Below are 17,597 nucleotides of genomic sequence, written 5' to 3'. Positions count from 1 at the left end.
TTTGCGACATGTGGACCCCCTTCTGGGTTCGCCGTCGAACTCTGTCAGGATCTGGCCAGCCGAAGACTGCGGGGCCGTCCGCCGACGCGGACGGGCCCCGCAGCCTTCGCAGGTCGTGTCGTCAGACTAGTTCTTGTAGCCCGCCTGGATGTCGCTCAGCACCTGGTCCGTCGGCTTCCCGTCGATCCAGCTGACCATGCCCTTCCAGAACGATCCGGAGCCGACCGTGGACGGCATCAGGTCGCTCGCGTCGAAACGCAGCGTGGTGTTCGGGTCCTGCACCGTCTTCATCGCGTCCTGCAGGAACTCGCTCGAAGCCAGCGACGGGTCGGCGTTCTTGTTCGCGGAGATCACGCCGCCGAGCTTGACGCGAGCGTTGGCGAAGTCGGCCGACGACATGTACTCGAGCACCTTCTTGGTGGCCGCGTTGTCGCTGAAGCCCGCGACGAACTCGCCGCCGCCCTCCACGACCTTGTCGCCTTCCTTGATGCCGGGCATCACGAACGCGTAGACGTCGCCGTCAGGGGCGACCTTCGGCGCCGCACCCGCCTTGGTCTTCACGTCGAGGAAGTTCGACGAGAGGAACGAGGCCTGGTGGGTCATGATGCAGGTGCCGTCGGCGACCTTGGCCGCGACGTCCGCGAACGCGGTGGAGTTGATGCTCTTCACGTCGCCGAAGCCCGCGTTGACGTACTTCGGGTCGAGCAGGATGGAGCCCACGGCGTCGAACGCCTGCTTGATCTGCGGGTCGGTGAACTTCACCTTGTTGTCGACCCACTGGTCGTAGACGTCCGGGCCGCTCTGGCGCAGCACGAGGTCCTCGATCCAGTCGGTGCCCGGCCAGCCGGACGCGTCACCGGAGGCGAAGCCCGCGCACCACGGCGCGGCGCCGGTCTTCTCCTGGACCGTCTTGGTGAGCGTCAGCAGCTCGTCCCAGGTCTTGGGGACCTCGACGCCGAGCTCCTTGAACTTCGCCGGCGAGTACCAGACGTAGCCCTTCACGTTGGCGAGCATCGGCGCGGCGTAGAACTTGCCGTCGAACGTGCCGTACTTCTTCCAGTCCTTGGACCAGTTCTTGTCGACGTTCGCCTCGACCTCCTTGGGGGCGGTCTTGACGTCACCGGTGTCGACGAGGCTCTTCAGCAGACCCGGCTGCGGCACGATCGCGATGTCGGGAGCGCTGCCACCGGTCACCTTGGTGACGATGTTGCCCTCGAAGCTCTTGTCGCCGGTGTACACGACCTTGATGCCCGTGTCCTTGGTGAACTGGTCGAAGGACTTGTTCAGCAGGTCCGCCTCGGATCCCGTGATACCGCCGGAGATCTTGACGGTCTCTCCCTTGCCGGACGAATCCCCGCCGCCCGTCGAGCTGCCTTCGGCGCAGCCCGCGAGTGCGAGGCCGGACACCGCGACCAGCGCCAGGGGCGCGATCAGGCGACGTCGCTGAGACATTCCCATACGTTTTCTCCTTCGAATTCGCGGGGGCCATTTCCCCAACGCTGGGGGCTCCTCTCGGGAACCGCTTCCAGGCGACACTAGTGACCCTCCCACCGGTTTCGCAACGTGGTTCGGATCACAACTGGATAACCTGGGCCCTTCGGACGTGAGGAACGTGGGAGCGCTTTCAGGGAACCGGTTCCATGCGGCCCGGGATATCGCTATCGTGAGGAGATCGGTTTCGAGGAGGAAACGCCGTGACGGGGATCATCGATGTGGCGCTGCGCGCGGGCGTGGCGAAATCGACGGCCAGTCGGGCGCTCAGCGGCAACGGCTACGTGTCGGCGGAGACGCGCGAGCGGGTCGTGCGCGCCGCCCGCGAGCTCGCCTACTCCGCGCACTCGAGCGCGTCCAGTCTCGCCACGGGGCGCACGTCGACGATCGGCGTCATCATGCCGATGGTGGATCGCTGGTTCTTCTCGGAGATCCTCCTCGGCATCCAGCACGCGCTCATCGCGAACGGCCTCGATCTGGGCCTGTACTGCGCGCCCGAGGGCAGCGCCGACCGCGCCCGCATGCTCGATCACGCCCTGGCCGGACGGCGCTTCGACGGGATCATCGCGATCTGCCTGGAACCCGGCGCACACGAACTGGAGCGGCTCGCGGAGACCGGGCTCCCCCTGGTCTCCGCCGGCCCGTTCCCGGAGCTTGCCGACACCGTCACCATCGACGACGTCGCCGCCGCCAGAGTCGCCACGGAGCATCTCATCGAGCTGGGGCACGAGGACATCGCGTTCCTCGGCGCCGAGCGCCGCGAGGATCTGTTCAACTACGGCGAGGGTCAGCGCCACGAGGGCTACTGCCTCGCCATGTCGGCGGCGGGCCTGAGCTCCCGGATCCGGGCGGTGCCGACCGGATCATCCATTCCCGAGTCCTTCGAGACCGTCGCCGCGCTGCTGGCCGACCGCCGCCACCGCCCGACGGCGATCGCGGCCGTCTGCGACGAGGCCGCCATCGGCGCGATCCTGGCCGCGCAGCGGCTGGGGATCGGGGTTCCCAGCGAACTCAGCGTGATCGGCATCGACGATCACCGCTACGCCGAGATGTTCAGCCTCACCACGATCCGGCAGAACCCGCGCGAGCAGGGCGCTGAAGCGGTCCGGCTGCTGCTGGCCCGCATGCAGGCACCGGAGGCGCCGCTGGAGCACGTGACCGCCCCCTCGACCCTCATGGCCCGGCAATCGACCGCAGCGCCGCGCGTCGTGGCCTCCCGTTGACGCACGAATGCCCCGGGAGAACCCGGGGCATTCGCAGCGTCGGAACGCGAGGAGAGGCGCCGTGCACCTCGACCCGACGGACCTTACTTGAGGGTGACCGTCGCGCCGGCCTCCTCCAGGGAAGCCTTGGCCTTCTCGGCGGTCTCCTTGTTGGCGCCCTCGAGGACGGCCTTCGGGGCACCGTCGACGACGGCCTTGGCCTCGCCGAGGCCGAGCGAGGTGAGCTCGCGGACGACCTTGATGACCTGGATCTTCTTGTCGCCGGCAGCCTCGAGGATGACGTCGAACGAGTCCTTCTCCTCCTCGGCCTCAGCGGCACCCGCGCCACCAGCGGCGCCGGCGACGGCGACGGGGGCAGCAGCGGTGACGTCGAACTTCTCCTCGAACGCCTTCACGAAGTCGCTGAGCTCGACAAGGGTCAGACCAGCGAACTGGTCCAGCAGCTCCTCAGTGGTGAGCTTCGCCATGATGTATCTCCTAGATAGATGGGGGTTTGTGGATGAAGACCTCGAGGCTCAGGCGGCCTCGGCGGTCTCCAGCTTCTCGCGAAGAGCGTCGATGGTGGCCGCGGCCTTGCCCATCGTCGCCTTCATCATGCCCGCGGCCTTCGCCAGCAGAACCTCGCGGCTCTCCAGGGAGGCGTACTTGTTGACCTCGTCGGCACTCAGGGCGTTGCCCTCGAAGATGCCGCCCTTGATCACGAGAAGCGGGTTGGCCTTGGCGAAGTCACGCAGAGCCTTGGCGGTGGCGACGAAGTCACCGTGCACGAACGCGACGGCCGACGGACCCTTGAGGTCGTCGTCCAGCGCCGTGATCCCCGCGTTGTTCGCGGCGATCTTGGTCAGCGTGTTCTTCACCACGGCGTAGCTCGCGTCCTGACGGATGCTGTTGCGCAGCTGCTTGAGCTGGGCAACCGTCAGACCGCGGTACTCGGTCAGCAGAACGGCGTTCGAGTCCTCGAAATTCTTCGTGAGCTCGGCGACCGATGCATCCTTCTGCGCCATGGTCACTCCTTGATGAGTACGGGATGCTCCACGGCGGTGGAGCACCGGCCTCGACCGCCGCGCTCTGCAGGCAAACAAAAACGCTCCGGCGCAAGCGCACGGAGCGGGATCCAGGATATGGAGATCGTTCGTGTCACCTGCGCGGGCCTCTGCCGTACGGATCCGGGGATCCGGCAGTGCTTCGATCGTCTCGTGCTCGCGCACACGACGATGACCAGCGGTCTTCGGTTACCCCCAGACTACGGCATCCACCCCGCTCCCCCAAATCGGCCCTGTGGCCGGCCCAGCTCTTGCTCCCGCGCCGGGTCGGATCCGGACCCCGCGCCGAGTTGGATCCGGCTCTTGCGCCGAGCCACCCCTATCGGCGCGATCCACCCCTCTGCGCACCGCTCGGACAGGGGTGGCCGGGCGACAAAGGGGTGGTTCGGGGGCAAGCGCCGAGGCTCACAGCCAGATCCGGCGCGCGCCGTGCGGGGTGATCGCGAAGGCTCCCAGGAACGCGGCGAACCCTCCGACCGTGCTGACCGCGTCGGATCCCACGCGCGCCACGCCCCATCCCGTGCTGCCGCGCACCCAGTCCTCTCGCCGTTTCTCCTCGAGGACGACCTGGCCAGGATCCATCCCCCCGGCGAGCTCGGGATCGAGATACTTGCCGATTCCGTCGCACTCGAGGAAGATCCGGTGCTCATCAAGACCGATGTCCATCCAGTAGGTCGTGGAGTTCGGCCCCGGAACAGGCACCTGCACGCGAGGGCGCGGAAACCCGAGTTGGTGCAGCCGATAGCGCGTCACGCTCTCGAGCGGCCCCTGTGCGCGCCCCTCGGCGAGCGTGAACAGCTCACGGGCCTGACGGATCCCTCGCGCCCCCGGCCGGCGTGCGCGATCCTCGAGCTGCTTCCGCATCGAATCCTCGGCCGCTGCGTCAAAGTCCCACGGGACACCCGCGACCTGCGCCAGCGCGGCGTCCACGACCGCGAGCGCGGAGGCGGGCGGGAGCATTCGCCCCAGGTCGTACGCGGTGCGCACGAGTCCCGTGCAGCGGATCCCCCCGACCCGGACGATGTCGCCCTCGGTCAGCTCGCCCTCATGGCGGAAGACGTCGCGAGCGCTGTGCCGGTCGACCGAGCCCAGCATGACGTGCGCCGACCGTGGCACCCACCGATGGAGAGGGAGCCCCAGGAGAGCCGCCGCCGACTCGTGCGAGAAGACCGGATCGGATCCCCGTGCAGCCATCCACGTCGCCACGACCAGCGCCTTGTGACGCGACTCCGGCCACAGCTCGCGCCAGAACACGCCGGGGAGGTACCAGCCCCGACGAACCCGGTGCAGCTCACCGGTGGACAGCGCACGTTCGATCGCTCGTCCGCTCGCGCCGCGTTCGAGATCCTTCCGGGAGAGCAGAATCTGCCGGAGCTCATCGATCGAACAGTGGCGCATCGGTCCACTGTGCGCGCGGCGCGAGTCGCGTCGGCCTCTCGTCGCGGATCCCGTGCATTTCTCCCCGTCCGCTCGCCCTGTGCAGGACGGCCGCGCCGCTCCTGCCTGCTGTGCACGACGGCCGCGCCGCTCCTGCCTGCGGAGCCCCGAGCCACCCCGTTCCCACCGAACCACCCCCATATGCGCCGTACAAAGAGGGGTGGTTCGGCGCAAAAGGGGTGGTTCGGTGCGAACGGGTACCCAGGACGTGGCCAGGCGGGGCGGGGGTGGGGGGGGACGCCCTGCCCACTCGGCGCGCCCCGGCGTGCCCGGTGCATCGGCGTCGGCGGGCGGAGGTAGCCTCGATGGGTGACCCCGGAACTCGAAGCGCGCATCGTCGCCGACTCGCGTGACCGGGTCGCATGGCTGCGCGCACGGGCCCGCGGCATCACCGCGACCGACGTCGCGGGGCTCACCAGCGAGGCCTCGATCGCCCGCGCCGCAGACGCCAAGCTCGGCGCCGGTCCGCGGTTCGGCGGCAACGCCTACACCGACCACGGGCGCCGTCGCGAGCCCGAGATCGCCGCCTGGGTCGCCGCCACCCACGGCATCATGCCGTCGTCCGCGCTGTTCCGCGCCGAGGTCGAGGCGCGCCACCTGGCGACGCCCGACGGCATCATGCAGGATCCGGCAGGCCGGATCACCCTCGCCGAGATCAAGACCACCAACAAGTCGTGGCGGCAGATCCCGCGCACCTACCTGCGTCAGGTGTGGTGGCAGCAGCACGTGCTCGGCGCCGAGCGCACGCTGTTCGTGTGGGAGGAGCACGACGACTTCCGCCCGGTGCACGACGAGCCGCACTGCGTGTGGATCGACCGCGATGAGCGCGAGATCGAGAACCTGGTGCACCTCGCCACCCGGCTCATCGACGAGCTCTACCACCGCACGACGGGCCGCACTCCCCCGTCGCGGACGCCGGTGGTCGCCGAGAGCCGCCGCGAGGCGCTGCGCGAGCGCGACATGTTCCGAGCGCTCGCGCTCGCTGACTGATCCGCAGCCCGACAGGCCTTCCGGCGGTCAGTGGCACTGCGGGTTGGCCCCGAGCGCGCCCGTCGTCAACGTCTTCGTGAGGCTCGCCGACTTCCAGTTCGTTCCCGCCTGATCGACGACGGTGAAGGTGACCGTGCTGCCCAGAGCGTTGCTGAGGATCCCGCCGAGCAGCCCCTGGTTGAGAACCATCGTGTGCGTGTACGGCCCCGTGCCCGTGGAGCTGAACGTGCCCACGTAGTTCGACGGGTTGGCCGTCAGCGCCGAGATGGGCGCCGTCGTCGGCGACAGCGGGTACGCCGATTGCCAGGTGACCGTGACCCCCGTCAGGATCCCGACGGCCTTCGTCACCGTGCATGTCATGTTCGTGGGGTTCGAGAGCGTCCCCGCCGTGATGGTCCCGCTCGCGGCGTACTCCGCATCCGTGTACGAGGCATCGGTCAGCGCCGGCCGCGGAGCGAGCAGCGCCGCCGCGCACGCGCCGACGACGAGAGCTCCGAGGACGCAACGGCGCCAGGGCACGCGCCGCGCCGCGGTCAGGAGCCCTCTCCCCCGCGGCGTCGCCCGAGCAGCTGCAGCAGCGCCGCGGCCGAGAGCAGGGCTCCTCCGCCGGCTCGCAGGAAGCGACACGGTCCCGCCGGTGGGCGGCAGCTGCTCACCGGGACCGGCCTGGACCCGATCGCCGAGCGCCGCCGGAGCGCGCCCGACCCGAGGATCACGGCGACTCATGGGTTCCCCGCCGGGGTCCGGGAGCCTCCGCCTCGTCCTCGGACGCGCGACGGCGCGGCCAGAACGCCCACACCACCAGGACGGCGACCCCGATCGTGATCCCCCCGAGCACGAAGGGATTGCCGAACGCCACGATGACCGGCGCGAGACCGGGGATCGCGAAGCGCACGATCCGCACGGTCGAGACCGGATAGGGGGCCACGTCGTCCTGAGCGTTCGCGTCGCCTCGCAACGTCAGGAGGCGCTCACCCGACGTGGAGCCGTCCGCGATCGCCCGCACGCGGTGCGTGACCGGCAGCTCCCCGGGGCGATCGACGGTCACGACGTCGCCGACGTGCACCTGCGACGCGGGTATCTGCTGCACGATCGCGACGGATCCGGTCGGGATCGTCGGAGCCATCGACCCGGTGCGGAACATGATGAGCGTGATGTGCGCGGTGAAGGCGAGGATCACCAGCACGATGCACACGAGGCCCGCCAGCGCCGCGATCCAGAGCAGGACCTCGCTGAAGACCCCGCGGACGGATCCGCGACGCCGCCTGGTGCCGTCGGCGCCCGGTCCGGTATCGCGGATCTCCTCGGCGGCGATGCGGTCCGTGTCGGGCCGCCCATCGGTATGCGTGGCGGCTGCCGCGTTCTCGCGCGCGGCACGGCGAGTGGTCGGCTGCGTCGTCTCGGTCATGCTGTCCTTCTCTCCGTGTGAGCGGCGGCGGATGTGGGGTGGTGGATCGGGATCTGCGGTGATGGATCGGGGATCCGCGGGTGGTTGCGGGAGGGATCAGCCCGAGGTCGCGACGAGCTGCCAGGTCTGGCTGATCGCCAGGCCCTGCATGCCGTTCGACGCCCCGACAGGCAGAGAGATGGCGAAGCAGTAGTACACCGGCGTGCGGTCGGCGGCGAGCATCTGCGACACGGCGGCCGAGGTGCCGAGGGTCGAGCCGTCCGGGATCACCGATGCGCCGCTCGCGTAGCTTCCGGCGTTGCACTGCCCCATGGCGCCCACGGTCCGCACGCCGTAGCGGAGGTCCGACAGACCCCCGCTCGGCGTGCCCGCGGAGACGAGGACCCGTCCCGCGACCGAGCCGCTCGTCGCGCGCACGGCGAACGCGGCGTACGACGTGCCACCGGGGAAGAGCCCGGTCACCGCGGGGCTGAAGCTCAGCGCTGCGGCGCTCGTGCTGGTGTGCTCGGAGTAGTTCGTCCCGTCCAGCGAGCCTTCGATGCCGAACCTCGCCGCCGTGAACGTTCCGTTCGCGTACTCGGCGTCGTTCCAGCTCGCCAGTGTGGAGGTCGGGCCCGTGCCGAGCACGAGCCCGCCGGCGAGCAGAGCCCGGATCCGCAGCAGCCGGATCCTCCGCTCGCCGACGGGCCGCCCGACCCGCCTTCCCCCACTGGCCCGCATCACGGATCAGTTCGAGGTCGCCGTGAACTTCCAGACGGCCGTTCCGGCCCCGCCCTGCTGCAGCACCGCCTGGGTTCCGGCCGTCGCGACGAAGCAGAGCTTCTGCGCGACGCCGGCCGTGGTCGGCGGCGTGCCCTTGGCGAGCGAGAACGTGGTCGCGCCGGTGGCGGTGCTGAGGTTCGCGCCGGACAGGATGAGCGTGCCGGTCGTGGCGACGTTCACGTCGCACGCGGTGGCGCTGGGGATCGTGTAGACCTTGTACGAGATGGCCGACGCGTTGACGCCCGTGCCGGACGTCGCGTCGAGGGCGGGGGTGACCGTCGCCGGGCTGGTCGTGTTCTTGTCGAGCTGCAGCCAGTACGACGCGTACACGCTGTCGCCCGGCGTGAGGTTGCTGAAGTTCGCGGAGAACGTCAGGCCCGCCCCCGGCGCGGTGGCGTGATCGGCGTAGGTGGTGCCGTCGGTCGAGCCCTGGAGGTTGAAAGAGCCGGCGGTGAAGGTGCCGGTCGCGTACTCGGAGTCGTTCCACGCGGCGAGCGTGATGGCGGCGCCGACGCCGAGGACGAGGCCTCCGGCCAGCACGGCGAGGACCTTGCGGCGGGTACGAGTGGTGCGTGTCACGGTGGTCATCAGGAATCCTTTGAATCGGCTGGGACGTTTAACCCCATGCTGGATTCCGAAATACCGGTTGACAAGAGGACTGAACGGGTCTTCAGGCTTCCTTCGCACAACCTTGAGGTGAGGCCGACGCGCCTGCAGGGGACCTTGAGGAGCGGGCCCCCGTGCGGGCGAACCGCCTCGCTCCGGGCCTATTCCGCCGGGGCGAGCGCGATCACGGGCGCCAGAGCGTCCCGGCTCACCGTGATGGCGGGGCCCGCCGCGTCGATGAGCACGCCGTCCAAGCCTGGCTGCTGCACCATGACCGCGCCGATCTGCTCTGCGGAGAACGGCAGCGGCTGGTCACCCCGGCCGAGCGCGATCACCTCGAGCGGGTGGCTGAACAGCTGCAGGAAACGCCGCCCGTCGGGCGTGTGCGCCTCGGCGACGCCATACTGTCCGTCGCCGTCCACGTCGCTCACCGCCACCCACAGCCGCGCCGTGGTCAGGGCCTCCGCCACGCGCGCCTCGGAGTCTGCGGCGCGCGGCGTCGCCAGCAGCGTCTTGACGGCGAAGGTCGGATCCGCCTCTTCCAGCGCCTTCTGCAGGATCTCCGAGGGGAACACCACCCGGTGCGGCTCGGAGGCGTTGTCGATGATGAGGCCGGCGAACGGCCCCTGGACGACGTTCTGGTAGACCGCCTGGACCGGCTGGACGACCGCGGACGTCTCGGACGGATCCTCATCGCCCTGCTGCACGGAGTCGCGCACCGCGGCCGCCGAGCTGAACGCCAGCATGAACGAGTTCTCCCCGTCGTTGACCACGGCAACGGCGAGCGGCTTGCCCTCCCTGATCTGCTCGCCCGCGTCCCCGCTGACGCGCAGGAAGAGGTTCCCCTGCAGCGACTGGCGCAGCACACCGAGCAGCTCGGCCTGGCTCGGGTCCGGCCCGAGCATGGCCAGCGCTTCGCGCAGCAGCACGTTGTCGGGCATGCCGGGGATCGACTCGGTCTGCTCCGGCGGATCCGCAGGAGCGAGCGGAAGCGGCGGGCGGCCGGACGACGCCGGGGCGGACGGGCTCGGGGCGGACGCCGTCGGCGCCTCCTCGACGCCGGGGGCGGTCAGGTCGTGGCCCGCCTCGGGGGCCGGCGCGGGTGCTGCGACCTCCGGGCCGGCCGGAGCTCCGAGCCCGCGGAACGCCTGTACGGAGACGTTCACCACGGGCGTCGCGTCGCCGGCTGTGTCCGCCGCGACATCCGCGGTCGTATCGGCAGCGGTCGTGTCGGGAGCGGCGGCGTCCTCCTCGGCGGCGGGAGCGGACTCCGGCGTGACGACGTCGTCCTGCTTGCTACGGCGCGAGAAAAGGCCCATGGGCCCAGCCTAACCGCGCCGGCCGGCCGTGAAGGCCGCCGATCGACACCGGATCCTCAGAGCTTCTGGATCGGCGCGATCTTGACGAGCAGCTTCTTCTGCCCCGCGGAGTCGAAGCGCACGTGGGCGATGCGCTTGGCACCCTCGCCCGTGATCGCCTCGACCTTTCCCTCGCCGAAGTCGTCGTGGCGGATCCGGTCCCCGGCGTTCAGCTCGAGATCGCCGTTGTCGCGCACCTTCGCGGTCACCCGGTTCGGGAACTTGTCCATCGCGGTCGACAGGGGCTTGAGGCCCTCGCGCTGGGGCAGCGGTCGGGCGGCGAAGCGGTCGCCCGAGCCCCCGGAACCGCCGAAGCCACCAGGGCGGCGGGCGTTGAGCGCGCGCGACTGGGTGCCACCGCGGGAGTTCACGTCTCCCGGCGACTGCCGCCAGTCGATGAGCTCGGAGGGGATCTCCTGCAGGAACCGGCTCGGCATCGCCACCGACACCTCGCCGAACTGCGCACGGGTCATCGCCAGCGACAGGTGCAGCCGCTTGCGGGCGCGGGTGATGCCGACGTAGAACAGGCGGCGCTCCTCCTGCGGTCCGCCCGGCTCGTTCGCCGAGATGCGGTGCGGGATCAGGTCTTCCTCGACACCGGTCACGAACACGGCGTCGAACTCGAGCCCCTTGGCGGTGTGCATCGTCATCAGCGACACCACGCCGGACTCGTCGTCGAGGTCGTCCGCGTCGGAGACGAGCGCGACCTCGGTGAGGAAGTCGGAGATCGTGCCCTCGGGGTTGTTGCGCGCGAAGTCGCGGGTGACCGCGATGAGCTCGTCCAGGTTCTCCAGGCGCGCCTCGTCCTGCGGGTCCCGGCTCGCGCGCAGGGCGTCCATGTAGCCGCTCTTCTGCAGCAGCAGCGTGAGTCCCTCGGCGACCGCCGTCGGAGGTGCGATCTCGCCGCTGGCGGGCAGCATGATCTCGGTCGCCTCGCGCAGCACGGCGTCCAGCTGCGCGATCGCGGCCTGGATCTTCGGCCCCACCCCGAGCTGCGTCGGATGCGCGAGCGCGTCGCGGAAGCTCAGCGAGTGCTCCTCCGCGAAGCGTGCGATGGAGGTCTCGGTGACATCGCCGATGCCGCGGCGCGGCTTGTTCAGGATCCGCCGCACGGCCATCTCGTCGGCGGGGTTTGCGACCGCGACGAGGTAGGCGAGCGCGTCCTTGATCTCGGCGCGCTCGTAGAACTTGGTGCCACCCATGATCTTGTAGGGCACCGCGGAGCGGATGAAGATCTCCTCCAGCGCGCGCGACTGCGAGTTGGTGCGGTAGAACACGGCCATCTCGCCGTACGGCATGCCGGCGCGACGCAGCGCCTCGATCTCGTCGGCGACGAACTGGGCCTCGTCGTGCTGGGAGTAGCCGGTGAACCCGACGATCGCGTCACCGGATCCCTTGTCGCTCCACAGCTTCTTCTCCTTGCGGTCGAAGTTGTTGCTGATCACCGCGTTGGCCGCCGACAGGATGTTCTGCGTCGAGCGGTAGTTCTGCTCCAGCAGCACGACTTTGGCGCCGGGGAAGTCGCGCTCGAACTCGCTGATGTTGCGGATGTCCGCGCCGCGGAAGGCGTAGATGGACTGATCCGAGTCGCCGACGACGGTGAGAGCGGCGCCCGGCTCGGCCCCCGCGGCGTCGTGCGGATCGGGCTCAAAGATCATCATGCCGTTCGAGGCATACGGTTCCGGGGCGCCGCCGCCTTGGACCGGCCGGGTGAGCTCGTGGATCAGGGCGTACTGGGCGGCGTTGGTGTCCTGGTACTCGTCGACCAGGATGTGCCGGAAGCGGCGCCGGTAGGTGTCGGCGATCTGGGGGAACGCACGGAACAGGTAGACGGTCTGCCCGATGAGGTCGTCGAAGTCGAAGGCGTTCGCCTTCTGCAGCTGGCGCTGGTAGTCGGCGAACACCTCGGCGAAGACGCGCTCCGCCGGATCCGACATGTTCGCCTGCCGCGCGAAGGACTCCGCATCCTGCAGCTCGTTCTTCAGCTTCGAGATGCGCGACTGGATGGCGGCCGGGGTATACCCGTAGGCGTCGGCCTCGTGCTCCTTGACGAGCCGCTTGATGAGGGCGCGCGAGTCGCCGGAGTCGTAGATCGTGAACGACTTCGTGAAGCCGAACTGCTCGGCCTCGCGGCGCAGGATCCGCACGCACGCGGAGTGGAACGTCGAGATCCACATGCCTCGCGCGGTGTCGCCGACGAGCTGCTCGACGCGCTCGCGCATCTCCCCTGCGGCCTTGTTCGTGAAGGTGATCGCGAGGATCTGGCTCGGCCACGCCTCGCGCTGACGCAGCAGCAGGGCGATGCGACGGGTGAGCACGCTGGTCTTGCCCGATCCCGCGCCGGCGACGATGAGCAACGCTTGACCGCGGTAGGTGACCGCGTCGAGCTGCTGCGGGTTGAGCCCCGCGAGCAGATCGGCGTGCGCGCCGGCTGCCGCTCCCTGCCGGCCTCCGTGAGAGGACCCTTCGGCGGGCTCAGGGACCGGCGGGAGGATGACGGGAGAAGGGGCTTCGCTCATGACCTCTCAAGTCTAGGTCGGGCCACCGACCTCGAGTCCGGCCGTCGCTCCGGTCACGCCCGGAATGCGTCCGCCCCGAGGTCGGGATGGTCCAGGAACACCCCGTCGAGGCCGGTCTGCGCGATCCTCTCCCACTCCGCCCGGTAGTCGCCGTACGCCGCCGCGTCGTCGCCGATGCGGAATCGGGGATCGAGGAAGGCGTTCTCGGGACGGCAGGTCCAGGTGAGGACGCGCAGGCCGCGCCGGTGCGCCGCCGCGACGAGCTCCGGACCGTCGGCGCGCAGCAGGATCTCCTTGTCGACGCTGATGCCGTCCACGTCGCGGGCGAGCGCGTCGAGCCCGGCCGGCGTCAGCGCGTCCGCGTAGGCCGGCGCCGCCCCGCCGTCGCGGGCGACCAGATCCGCCGGCGATCCGCTCGCCTCGAGGAGGTAGATGAAGGTGCCGGCGACGCCGCGCGCCCGCAGCTCGGCCAGCACGGTCTGCTCGAACGACTCGACCCACAGAGGATGCTCCCCCGACGCCCATCCGGCGGCGCGCAGATCCCGCTCGACTAGTGCGGCCAGGTCATGCCCGATCCCGGCGAAGTACGTGGCGTGCTTGATCTCCAGGACGACGCCGATGTCGCGTCCGTGCTCGACCGACGCCTCCTCGACGAGCCGCAGCAGGTCGCCCAGTCGCAGGATCGGCTCGTTCCCGTCGTACTCGGCGGATCCCGGGCGCAGCGCGGGGATCCGCTCGCGGCAGCGCAGCGTGGCGAGCTCGGCCCAGGTGAAGTCCTCGGTGAACCATCCGGTGAGGGACTCCCCGTCGATGCGCTTGATGGTGCGCCGCTCGGCGAACTCCGGATGCTCCGCGACGTCGGTGGTGCCGGAGATCTCGTTCTCGTGCCGGATCACGAGCACGCCGTCTGCGGTGGCGACGACGTCGGGCTCCACGGCGTCCGCGCCCATCGCGAAGGCGAGCCGGTACGACGAGGCGGTGTGCTCGGGACGGTAGCCGGGGGCACCGCGATGACCGATGAGGAGCGGACCGGCGGCCCGGTGGATCGGCGGGACGTCGGGCGGGATCCGTCGGGTCACGCTCTCAGCGTACGGCAGTGCCCTGCGGAGATTCCGCGGCTATCGTAGAGGGAAGATGACCACCACTTCTGAGGAGTGAGGCCGACCATGAGCAACTTCGCGTTCAACAACCCGGCGTTCAAGGAGCGGGATCCGCGCGCCGTCGCAACCTATCCCGGAGGCGCCCAGGCAGGCCAGAACGGTCAGTACGCGCCGCCGCCCCCGGCGAGCCAGCTCGCCGCCGCCCAGCAGGCCGCCGTCAACGCGAACCTCGAGGGCATGTATGCGGCGCCGTCCGCCGGTGCCATCGAGACCGACCGGATGACCGTCGAGGACACGGTCTGGAAGACCGCGGGCCTGTTCGGGATCCTGCTCGTCTTCGCCGCGATCGGCTGGGTCTTCACCCTCGGCGGGGTCGCCGTGCCGCGCACGCCCTCCGCCATCGCGATCTGGCCGTGGGCCGTCGGCGCGCTCGGCGGCTTCGTGCTCGCCATGGTCGTGAGCTTCACCTCGCGCAAGAAGGTGCGCCCGGGCCTGATCTTCGCGTACTCCGCGTTCGAGGGCCTCTTCATCGGCGGCATCTCCGCGTTCTTCGAGGTGCTGTGGCCCGGCATCGTGCTGCAGGCGACGCTCGCGACCGCAGCGGTCGTGGCGGTCACGCTCGCGCTGTTCGCGAGCGGCAAGGTCCGCGCGTCGGCGAAGATGACCAAGATCGTGATGATCGCGATGCTCGGCTACCTGCTGTTCTCGCTGCTCAACGTCGTCCTGATGGTGTTCAACGTGCTGCCGGCGAACCAGATGTTCGGCCTGTACAGCGCAAAGGTCGCCGGGATCCCGCTCGGCCTCATCATCGGCGTGCTCGTCGTGTTCCTCGCCGCGTACTCGCTGGTGATGGACTTCGACCAGGTGCAGCAGGGCGTGCGCAACGGCGCCCCGCGCGTGTACGGCTGGCTCGGCGGCTTCGGCATCATGGTCACCGTGGTGTGGCTGTACGTCGAGATCCTGCGGATGATCGCGATCGCGCGCAACAACTGACGCCGTCGCAGACACCGCTCGAAGGCCGCTCTCCTCGGAGGGCGGCCTTCGTCGTCCCCGGAGCACGTACCGCGAGCGGACAGGTTCTGAGCGAGCGCCGCGGGACCAAGGACGCCGAGGCGCTGCGCGGTCAGCCGCGCGCCTTCTGCTCGAGCAGCGCGCGCTCGCGGTCGTTGCCGGCGAGGGCCGCAGCGGCGGCGAACTCCGAACGCGCCTCGTCGTCGCGCCCGAGTCGGAGCAGAAGCTCAGCGCGCGTCGCCGGCAGCAGGTGGTAGCCGCGCAGCGCGCCCTCCGCGATGAGGCCGTCGACGATGCGCAGCGCCGAAGCCGGGCCGGTCGCCATCGCGACCGCTGCCGCGCGGTTCAGCTCGACCACCGGCGACGGCGCGATCCGGCCCAGCGCCTCGTACAACACGACGATGCGCTCCCAGTCGGTCTCCTCGACCGACGGCGCGACGGCATGGCACTCCGCGATCGCCGCCTGCAGCGCATAGGCGCCGCGCCCGCGCCCGAGCCCGTCGGCACGAGCCAGGGCGGCACGCCCGCGCGCGATCCGTCCCCGGTCCCACAGGCTGCGGTCCTGGTCGGAGAGCAGCACCGGATCCCCGTTCGCGTCCACCCGCGCCGGGAACCGGGCAGCCGTCAGCTCCATGAGCGCGAGCAGCGCGTGCACGTCTGGTTCGCCCGGCATGAGCGCGGCCAGCACCCGGGCGAGCCGGATCGCCTCGCGCCCCAGGTCGGGGCGGAGCAGATCCTCCCCCGCCGTTGCGGCGTGCGCCTCGTTGAACACCAGGTACAGCACACCGAGCACGGCGCCGAGCCGGGCGGGGAACTCCTCACGCGGCGGCACCTCGAACGGTGCCCTGGCGGCGGCCAGGGTCTTCTTGGCGCGCACGATGCGCTGCTGCACCGTCGCCGTCGGCACGAGGAAGGCCCGGGCGATCTGCTCCGTCGTCAGGCCGGCCACGACCCGGAGTGTGAGGGCGACACGCGCCTCGCGGGAGAGCACGGGGTGGCAGGCGATGAACACCAGCCGCAGCACGTCGTCGTCGATCGCATCGGGATCCCACGGATCCGCGTCGAGTGCGGCGTCCTGCTCCTGCTCCAGGTCGTGCGCGATCACGGCGAGCCGGTCGTCGTAGCGCTCGCGACGTCGCCAGCCGTCGATCGCGCGGCGTTTCGCCACGGCGGTCAGCCACGCCGCGGGATTCGCGGGCACTCCATCGCGCGGCCACTGCGAGACCGCCTCGAGCAGCGCGTCCTGGGCCAGGTCCTCCGCAAGCCCGAAGTCCCCGGTGAAGCGGGTGAGCGTCGCCACGATGCGCGCCGACTCGATGCGCCACACGGCGGCGACGGCGCGCTCGACGTCCGAGCCCGCCGTCGCCGCAGGGGAGCCTGTCATCGGAGTCACTCGGCCGCGCGAGCAGCCGCCTCCTCGCGCCAGCCGGCCTCCTTCTGCACCCACTCGTTGTCGGCGGGGAAGTCCTCCAGCTCGGTGACGCGACGCACCTCCAGGAAGGATCCCGGCCCGAGCGGAGCGCGCTTCGCCCACTCCGCGGCTTCCTCGCGCGAGGACGTCTCGATGATCCAGAACCCGTTGAAGAGCTCCTTGGTCTCCCCGTACGGGCCGTCGGTGACGAGCGGCGTCTCCGCGGAGAAGTCCACGACGAAGCCCTCGGCCGCGTCGGTGAGCCCCTCGCCTGCCAGCAGCACGCCGGCCTTGATCATCGACTCGTTGTAGCGGCCCATCGCCGCGATGACCTCGTCGAAGGGCATGTCCTTGTACGCCTCGACGGCCTCGTCGGTCGCGCGCATGATCAGCATGAACTTCATGGTGTCTGTCTCCTCCTGGGGGTCGTCTCTCGACCCTCTCACTCAAGACGTCGAACGAGAAGACGACGGATCGACAGCCATCCGAAAAAAGTCCGACGGATTTCCTAGACTCGCGATGTGGAGTCCGCACACGCGCTGGTCGCGACGATTCGGGAGGCCCTGCGCGCGACGGCGGATCCGGCGTTCGCTCCCGGGCAGCAGGCCTACATGAAGTCGGCGATGCCGTTCCTGGGCGTGCGGGTGCCGGAGGCGCGCCGGCTGGCGAAGGAGGCCGCGGGCGGCATCGGCGATCCGGACCTGTTGCGCGACGCCGCGCTCGACCTGTGGCGCGGCGCGGCCTATCGCGAGGAGCGCTATGCCGCCCAGGCGCTGATGGCGCTGCGCCCGTTGCGCGGACGGCTCGATCTCCTGGAGGTGCACGAGGAGATGATCCGCACCGGCGCCTGGTGGGATCATGTCGACGAGGTCGCGCACCGACTGGCGGACCTGCTGGACGTGCACCCCGCCGAGCTGTCCGTGGAGCTGCGCGTCTGGGCCGACGACGAGGACCTCTGGATCCGCCGCGCCGCGATCATCGCGCAGCTGGGCCGCAAGGATCGCGTGGATCGTGCACTGCTGACGGACGCCATCGAGGCGAACATCGCGGATCCGGAGTTCTTCCTCCGCAAGGCGATCGGCTGGGCGCTGCGCGACCACGCCCGGACGGATCCGGACTGGGTGCGCGCGTTCGTCGACGCCCATCCCGGCCTCTCGCCGCTCAGCCGCCGCGAAGCGCTGAAGCACCTGACCTGATCGCCCACGGAACGCGAGAGGGCGCGAGCCGAAGCCCGCGCC

17 protein-coding genes are annotated in these 17,597 nt (G+C 70.2%); 4 read left to right on the top strand and 13 right to left on the bottom strand.

Features of this window, described 5'->3' with window-relative positions; translation table 11 throughout:
• Positions 1-126 precede the first annotated feature (126 nt).
• Entirely contained in the window at positions 127-1,458 is a 1,332-nt protein-coding gene (locus AERO9AM_RS05320) for an ABC transporter substrate-binding protein (RefSeq protein WP_159575210.1), read from the bottom strand.
• Positions 1,459-1,694: 236 nt separating this feature from the next.
• On the opposite strand from AERO9AM_RS05320, the gene AERO9AM_RS05315 reads away from it, so the two are divergent.
• Positions 1,695-2,714, top strand: coding sequence for a LacI family DNA-binding transcriptional regulator (locus tag AERO9AM_RS05315; RefSeq protein WP_159575209.1), 1,020 nt, complete (start codon positions 1,695-1,697; stop codon positions 2,712-2,714).
• Between the two features lie 83 nt (positions 2,715-2,797).
• On the opposite strand, the gene rplL is transcribed toward AERO9AM_RS05315, so the two are convergent.
• The 3 genes from rplL to AERO9AM_RS05300 all read right to left on the bottom strand — a co-directional run bounded on the left by rplL (position 2,798) and on the right by AERO9AM_RS05300 (position 5,155).
• The gene (rplL, locus tag AERO9AM_RS05310; protein WP_159575208.1) at positions 2,798-3,181 is read right to left on the bottom strand and encodes a 50S ribosomal protein L7/L12; all 384 of its coding nucleotides are present in this window, start codon (positions 3,179-3,181) and stop codon (positions 2,798-2,800) included.
• Positions 3,182-3,229: 48 nt separating this feature from the next.
• Complete coding sequence (rplJ, locus tag AERO9AM_RS05305) at positions 3,230-3,718, bottom strand: 50S ribosomal protein L10 (protein WP_105686198.1); 489 nt, start codon at positions 3,716-3,718, stop codon at positions 3,230-3,232.
• A 444-nt stretch (positions 3,719-4,162) separates the two neighbouring features.
• Positions 4,163-5,155 (bottom strand): hypothetical protein, encoded by a 993-nt coding sequence (locus AERO9AM_RS05300; protein ID WP_159575207.1) that lies wholly within the window; start codon positions 5,153-5,155, stop codon positions 4,163-4,165.
• Between the two features lie 348 nt (positions 5,156-5,503).
• Between AERO9AM_RS05300 and AERO9AM_RS05295 the strand changes: the two genes are divergently transcribed.
• Positions 5,504-6,184 carry a YqaJ viral recombinase family protein gene (locus AERO9AM_RS05295; protein WP_159575206.1) on the top strand — a complete coding sequence of 227 codons (681 nt, stop codon included), beginning with the start codon at positions 5,504-5,506 and terminating at the stop codon, positions 6,182-6,184.
• Between the two features lie 27 nt (positions 6,185-6,211).
• Here the strand turns inward: AERO9AM_RS05295 and AERO9AM_RS05290 are convergent, their stop codons facing one another.
• The 7 genes from AERO9AM_RS05290 to AERO9AM_RS05260 form a co-directional block, all read right to left on the bottom strand.
• Positions 6,212-6,703, bottom strand: coding sequence for a hypothetical protein (locus tag AERO9AM_RS05290; protein WP_159575205.1), 492 nt, complete (start codon positions 6,701-6,703; stop codon positions 6,212-6,214).
• A 193-nt stretch (positions 6,704-6,896) separates the two neighbouring features.
• Positions 6,897-7,592: a signal peptidase I gene (locus tag AERO9AM_RS05285; RefSeq protein WP_159575204.1), complete on the bottom strand. Its 696-nt coding sequence runs from the start codon at positions 7,590-7,592 to the stop codon at positions 6,897-6,899.
• A gap of 96 nt (positions 7,593-7,688) precedes the next feature.
• Entirely contained in the window at positions 7,689-8,312 is a 624-nt protein-coding gene (locus tag AERO9AM_RS05280; RefSeq protein WP_159577383.1) for a SipW-dependent-type signal peptide-containing protein, read from the bottom strand.
• A gap of 6 nt (positions 8,313-8,318) precedes the next feature.
• The gene (locus tag AERO9AM_RS05275) at positions 8,319-8,942 is read right to left on the bottom strand and encodes a SipW-dependent-type signal peptide-containing protein (protein ID WP_159575203.1); all 624 of its coding nucleotides are present in this window, start codon (positions 8,940-8,942) and stop codon (positions 8,319-8,321) included.
• Between the two features lie 179 nt (positions 8,943-9,121).
• Entirely contained in the window at positions 9,122-10,279 is a 1,158-nt protein-coding gene (locus AERO9AM_RS05270; RefSeq protein WP_159575202.1) for an SseB family protein, read from the bottom strand.
• A gap of 56 nt (positions 10,280-10,335) precedes the next feature.
• Positions 10,336-12,837 (bottom strand): ATP-dependent helicase, encoded by a 2,502-nt coding sequence (locus AERO9AM_RS05265; protein WP_159575201.1) that lies wholly within the window; start codon positions 12,835-12,837, stop codon positions 10,336-10,338.
• A 53-nt stretch (positions 12,838-12,890) separates the two neighbouring features.
• Positions 12,891-13,916 (bottom strand): glycerophosphodiester phosphodiesterase family protein, encoded by a 1,026-nt coding sequence (locus tag AERO9AM_RS05260; RefSeq protein WP_236602492.1) that lies wholly within the window; start codon positions 13,914-13,916, stop codon positions 12,891-12,893.
• Between the two features lie 87 nt (positions 13,917-14,003).
• Here AERO9AM_RS05260 and AERO9AM_RS05255 point away from each other — a divergent pair, with 87 nt between their 5' ends.
• Entirely contained in the window at positions 14,004-14,930 is a 927-nt protein-coding gene (locus AERO9AM_RS05255; RefSeq protein WP_159575200.1) for a Bax inhibitor-1/YccA family protein, read from the top strand.
• 130 nt (positions 14,931-15,060) lie between these two features.
• Here the strand turns inward: AERO9AM_RS05255 and AERO9AM_RS05250 are convergent, their stop codons facing one another.
• The gene (locus AERO9AM_RS05250; RefSeq protein ID WP_159575199.1) at positions 15,061-16,332 is read right to left on the bottom strand and encodes an RNA polymerase sigma factor; all 1,272 of its coding nucleotides are present in this window, start codon (positions 16,330-16,332) and stop codon (positions 15,061-15,063) included.
• Between the two features lie 5 nt (positions 16,333-16,337).
• Positions 16,338-16,763 (bottom strand): YciI family protein, encoded by a 426-nt coding sequence (locus tag AERO9AM_RS05245; protein WP_159575198.1) that lies wholly within the window; start codon positions 16,761-16,763, stop codon positions 16,338-16,340.
• A 117-nt stretch (positions 16,764-16,880) separates the two neighbouring features.
• On the opposite strand from AERO9AM_RS05245, the gene AERO9AM_RS05240 reads away from it, so the two are divergent.
• Complete coding sequence (locus AERO9AM_RS05240; protein ID WP_159575197.1) at positions 16,881-17,555, top strand: DNA alkylation repair protein; 675 nt, start codon at positions 16,881-16,883, stop codon at positions 17,553-17,555.
• The last annotated feature ends 42 nt before the right edge of the window (positions 17,556-17,597 follow it).

Origin of the sequence: Microbacterium sp. 8M, from assembly GCF_902506375.1 — a bacterium.
Classification (GTDB): domain Bacteria; phylum Actinomycetota; class Actinomycetes; order Actinomycetales; family Microbacteriaceae; genus Microbacterium.
Note: the sequence above shows the minus strand (reverse complement) of the source record. Positions and strands in the feature narration are given on the sequence as shown.